The sequence below is a fragment of the Pseudomonas sp. CK-NBRI-02 genome (genome assembly GCF_008124495.1).
Taxonomy (GTDB): Bacteria; Pseudomonadota; Gammaproteobacteria; order Pseudomonadales; family Pseudomonadaceae; genus Aquipseudomonas; species Aquipseudomonas guariconensis.
On record NZ_VSJH01000014.1, the window covers coordinates 1 to 5,349 of the forward strand.

At 52.3% G+C, this 5,349-nt stretch carries 2 tRNA genes and 3 rRNA genes; all 5 read right to left on the reverse strand.

The features are described from left to right. Positions 1 to 173: 173 nt before the first annotated feature. Positions 174 to 289, reverse strand: a 5S ribosomal RNA gene (gene rrf / locus DQ397_RS11000). Positions 290 to 416: 127 nt separating this feature from the next. Further along, a 23S ribosomal RNA gene (locus DQ397_RS11005) occupies positions 417 to 3,307 on the reverse strand. Between the two features lie 234 nt (positions 3,308 to 3,541). Continuing rightward, positions 3,542 to 3,617: transfer RNA gene (locus DQ397_RS11010), tRNA-Ala, on the reverse strand. A 22-nt stretch (positions 3,618 to 3,639) separates the two neighbouring features. Then, positions 3,640 to 3,716 (reverse strand) — tRNA-Ile (locus DQ397_RS11015). Between the two features lie 85 nt (positions 3,717 to 3,801). Then, positions 3,802 to 5,338: ribosomal RNA gene (locus DQ397_RS11020) — 16S ribosomal RNA — on the reverse strand. Together the 16S, 23S and 5S rRNA genes with 2 tRNA genes alongside form the textbook arrangement of a ribosomal RNA operon. Positions 5,339 to 5,349 lie beyond the last annotated feature (11 nt).

Consider the following 5,349-nt stretch of genomic DNA (forward strand, 5'->3'; position numbering starts at 1 on the left):
GAGGTTCTGGTAGGGAACCATATCACAGGGGCTGCGCATCGCCCGAGGTGTTGCAGGCCCCATATCGCTGTAGGAAGCGCCTTTCTGGAAAGTACTGATTGGGCTGCCAATATAGGCTGCAGAAAAGACAAAACCCCTACCTGCTCACGCAGATAGGGGTTTTGCGAAATGAATCTTGACGATGACCTACTCTCACATGGGGAAGCCCCACACTACCATCGGCGATGCATCGTTTCACTACTGAGTTCGGGATGGGATCAGGTGGTTCCAATGCTCTATGGTCGTCAAGAAATTCTGTTGCCAGACTGTCTTATGACACTCCAGCCAATTCGGATATGTGATCGTTGTGGTTGCGAACTTTCGGTTCTTTCGTCTTCACCACCGCAATCTGCAGAAGCAAATTGCTTGGGTGTTATATGGTCAAGCCTCACGGGCAATTAGTATCGGTTAGCTCAACGCCTCACAGCGCTTACACACCCGACCTATCAACGTCGTAGTCTTCGACGGCCCTTTAGGGGATTCAAGATCCCAGTGAGATCTCATCTTGAGGCAAGTTTCCCGCTTAGATGCTTTCAGCGGTTATCTCTTCCGAACATAGCTACCCGGCAATGCCACTGGCGTGACAACCGGAACACCAGAGGTTCGTCCACTCCGGTCCTCTCGTACTAGGAGCAGCCCCTCTCAAATCTCAAACGTCCACGGCAGATAGGGACCGAACTGTCTCACGACGTTCTAAACCCAGCTCGCGTACCACTTTAAATGGCGAACAGCCATACCCTTGGGACCGGCTTCAGCCCCAGGATGTGATGAGCCGACATCGAGGTGCCAAACACCGCCGTCGATATGAACTCTTGGGCGGTATCAGCCTGTTATCCCCGGAGTACCTTTTATCCGTTGAGCGATGGCCCTTCCATACAGAACCACCGGATCACTAAGACCTACTTTCGTACCTGCTCGACGTGTGGGTCTCGCAGTCAAGCGCGCTTTTGCCTTTATACTCTGCGACCGATTTCCGACCGGTCTGAGCGCACCTTCGTACTCCTCCGTTACTCTTTGGGAGGAGACCGCCCCAGTCAAACTACCCACCATACACTGTCCTCGATCCGGATCACGGACCTGAGTTAGAACCTCAAGGTTGCCAGGGTGGTATTTCAAGGATGGCTCCATGAGAACTGGCGTCCCCACTTCAAAGCCTCCCACCTATCCTACACAAGCAAGCTCAAAGTCCAGTGCAAAGCTATAGTAAAGGTTCACGGGGTCTTTCCGTCTAGCCGCGGATACACTGCATCTTCACAGCGATTTCAATTTCACTGAGTCTCGGGTGGAGACAGCGCCGCCATCGTTACGCCATTCGTGCAGGTCGGAACTTACCCGACAAGGAATTTCGCTACCTTAGGACCGTTATAGTTACGGCCGCCGTTTACCGGGGCTTCGATCAAGAGCTTCGCTTGCGCTAACCCCATCAATTAACCTTCCGGCACCGGGCAGGCGTCACACCCTATACGTCCACTTTCGTGTTTGCAGAGTGCTGTGTTTTTAATAAACAGTCGCAGCGGCCTGGTATCTTCGACCGGCATGGGCTTACGGAGCAAGTCCTTCACCCTCGCCGGCGCACCTTCTCCCGAAGTTACGGTGCCATTTTGCCTAGTTCCTTCACCCGAGTTCTCTCAAGCGCCTTGGTATTCTCTACCCGACCACCTGTGTCGGTTTGGGGTACGGTTCCCAGTTATCTGAAGCTTAGGAGCTTTTCTTGGAAGCATGGCATCAACCACTTCGTCGCCTAAAGGCAACTCGTCATCAGCTCTCGGCCTTGAAATCCCGGATTTGCCTAAGATTTCAGCCTACCACCTTAAACTTGGACAACCAACGCCAAGCTGGCCTAGCCTTCTCCGTCCCTCCATCGCAATAACTGGAAGTACAGGAATATTAACCTGTTTTCCATCGACTACGCTTTTCAGCCTCGCCTTAGGGACCGACTAACCCTGCGTCGATTAACGTTGCGCAGGAAACCTTGGTCTTTCGGCGTGCGAGTTTTTCACTCGCATTGTCGTTACTCATGTCAGCATTCGCACTTCTGATACCTCCAGCAAGCTTCTCAACTCACCTTCACAGGCTTACAGAACGCTCCTCTACCGCATCACCTAAGTGATACCCGTAGCTTCGGTGCATGGTTTGAGCCCCGTTACATCTTCCGCGCAGGCCGACTCGACTAGTGAGCTATTACGCTTTCTTTAAAGGATGGCTGCTTCTAAGCCAACCTCCTAGCTGTCTAAGCCTTCCCACATCGTTTCCCACTTAACCATGACTTTGGGACCTTAGCTGACGGTCTGGGTTGTTTCCCTTTTCACGACGGACGTTAGCACCCGCCGTGTGTCTCCCATGCTCGGCACTTCCAGGTATTCGGAGTTTGCATCGGTTTGGTAAGTCGGGATGACCCCCTAGCCGAAACAGTGCTCTACCCCCTGGAGTGATACATGAGGCGCTACCTAAATAGCTTTCGAGGAGAACCAGCTATCTCCGAGCTTGATTAGCCTTTCACTCCGATCCACAGGTCATCCGCTAACTTTTCAACGGTAGTCGGTTCGGTCCTCCAGTCAGTGTTACCTAACCTTCAACCTGCCCATGGATAGATCGCCCGGTTTCGGGTCTATACCCAGCGACTAAACGCCCTATTAAGACTCGCTTTCGCTACGCCTCCCCTATTCGGTTAAGCTCGCCACTGAATATAAGTCGCTGACCCATTATACAAAAGGTACGCAGTCACCTAACAAAGTAGGCTCCCACTGCTTGTACGCATACGGTTTCAGGTTCTATTTCACTCCCCTCTCCGGGGTTCTTTTCGCCTTTCCCTCACGGTACTGGTTCACTATCGGTCAGTCAGTAGTATTTAGCCTTGGAGGATGGTCCCCCCATGTTCAGACAAAGTTTCTCGTGCTCCGTCCTACTCGATTTCATTGATAAGAGACTTTCGTGTACGGGGCTATCACCCACTATGGCCGCACTTTCCAGAGCGTTCCACTAATCTCAAATCAACTTAAGGGCTGGTCCCCGTTCGCTCGCCACTACTAAGGGAATCTCGGTTGATTTCTTTTCCTCAGGGTACTTAGATGTTTCAGTTCCCCTGGTTCGCCTCTTGCACCTATGGATTCAGTACAAGATACCTAGGTTATCCTAGGTGGGTTCCCCCATTCAGAGATCTCTGGATCACAGTCTGTTTGCCGACTCCCCAAAGCTTATCGCAGGCTACCACGTCTTTCATCGCCTCTGACTGCCAAGGCATCCACCGTATGCGCTTCTTCACTTGACCATATAACCCCAAGCAATCTGGTTATACTGTGAAGACGACATTCGCCGAAAATTCGCATGTTGCTCAATAAAGAGCAGAACTCACAAATTTTACCTTAGCCTGATGGCCCACCAGTGAAAGTGGTCATCAGTCTATCTATCACATATCCGAATTTTTAAAGAACGATCTGACAAAAGTCAGAAATCAACATTCACACCGGAATGTTCATTTCTAAGTTCTGCAGGTAACGGCAAGTGGTGGAGCCAAGCGGGATCGAACCGCTGACCTCCTGCGTGCAAGGCAGGCGCTCTCCCAGCTGAGCTATGGCCCCGTAGTCATCTGCACCAAGCTAATGGTAGGTCTGGGCAGATTTGAACTGCCGACCTCACCCTTATCAGGGGTGCGCTCTAACCAACTGAGCTACAGACCTATAACAGGGTCGCGTTACAGCATCGTCTTCTTCAAGGAATCAAGCAATTCGTGTGGGAGCTCATCAGCAGGCTGATGTCTTCGATTAAGGAGGTGATCCAGCCGCAGGTTCCCCTACGGCTACCTTGTTACGACTTCACCCCAGTCATGAATCACACCGTGGTAACCGTCCTCCCGAAGGTTAGACTAGCTACTTCTGGTGCAACCCACTCCCATGGTGTGACGGGCGGTGTGTACAAGGCCCGGGAACGTATTCACCGCGACATTCTGATTCGCGATTACTAGCGATTCCGACTTCACGCAGTCGAGTTGCAGACTGCGATCCGGACTACGATCGGTTTTGTGAGATTAGCTCCACCTCGCGGCTTGGCAACCCTCTGTACCGACCATTGTAGCACGTGTGTAGCCCAGGCCGTAAGGGCCATGATGACTTGACGTCATCCCCACCTTCCTCCGGTTTGTCACCGGCAGTCTCCTTAGAGTGCCCACCATGACGTGCTGGTAACTAAGGACAAGGGTTGCGCTCGTTACGGGACTTAACCCAACATCTCACGACACGAGCTGACGACAGCCATGCAGCACCTGTGTCAGAGTTCCCGAAGGCACCAATCCATCTCTGGAAAGTTCTCTGCATGTCAAGGCCTGGTAAGGTTCTTCGCGTTGCTTCGAATTAAACCACATGCTCCACCGCTTGTGCGGGCCCCCGTCAATTCATTTGAGTTTTAACCTTGCGGCCGTACTCCCCAGGCGGTCAACTTAATGCGTTAGCTGCGCCACTAAAATCTCAAGGATTCCAACGGCTAGTTGACATCGTTTACGGCGTGGACTACCAGGGTATCTAATCCTGTTTGCTCCCCACGCTTTCGCACCTCAGTGTCAGTATCAGTCCAGGTGGTCGCCTTCGCCACTGGTGTTCCTTCCTATATCTACGCATTTCACCGCTACACAGGAAATTCCACCACCCTCTACCATACTCTAGCTCGCCAGTTTTGGATGCAGTTCCCAGGTTGAGCCCGGGGCTTTCACATCCAACTTAACGAACCACCTACGCGCGCTTTACGCCCAGTAATTCCGATTAACGCTTGCACCCTCTGTATTACCGCGGCTGCTGGCACAGAGTTAGCCGGTGCTTATTCTGTCGGTAACGTCAAAACAGCAAGGTATTAACTTACTGCCCTTCCTCCCAACTTAAAGTGCTTTACAATCCGAAGACCTTCTTCACACACGCGGCATGGCTGGATCAGGCTTTCGCCCATTGTCCAATATTCCCCACTGCTGCCTCCCGTAGGAGTCTGGACCGTGTCTCAGTTCCAGTGTGACTGATCATCCTCTCAGACCAGTTACGGATCGTCGCCTTGGTGAGCCTTTACCTCACCAACTAGCTAATCCGACCTAGGCTCATCTGATAGCGTGAGGTCCGAAGATCCCCCACTTTCTCCCGTAGGACGTATGCGGTATTAGCGCTCCTTTCGGAACGTTGTCCCCCACTACCAGGCAGATTCCTAGGCATTACTCACCCGTCCGCCGCTGAATCAAGGAGCAAGCTCCCGTCATCCGCTCGACTTGCATGTGTTAGGCCTGCCGCCAGCGTTCAATCTGAGCCATGATCAAACTCTTCAGTTCAATACTGCTTG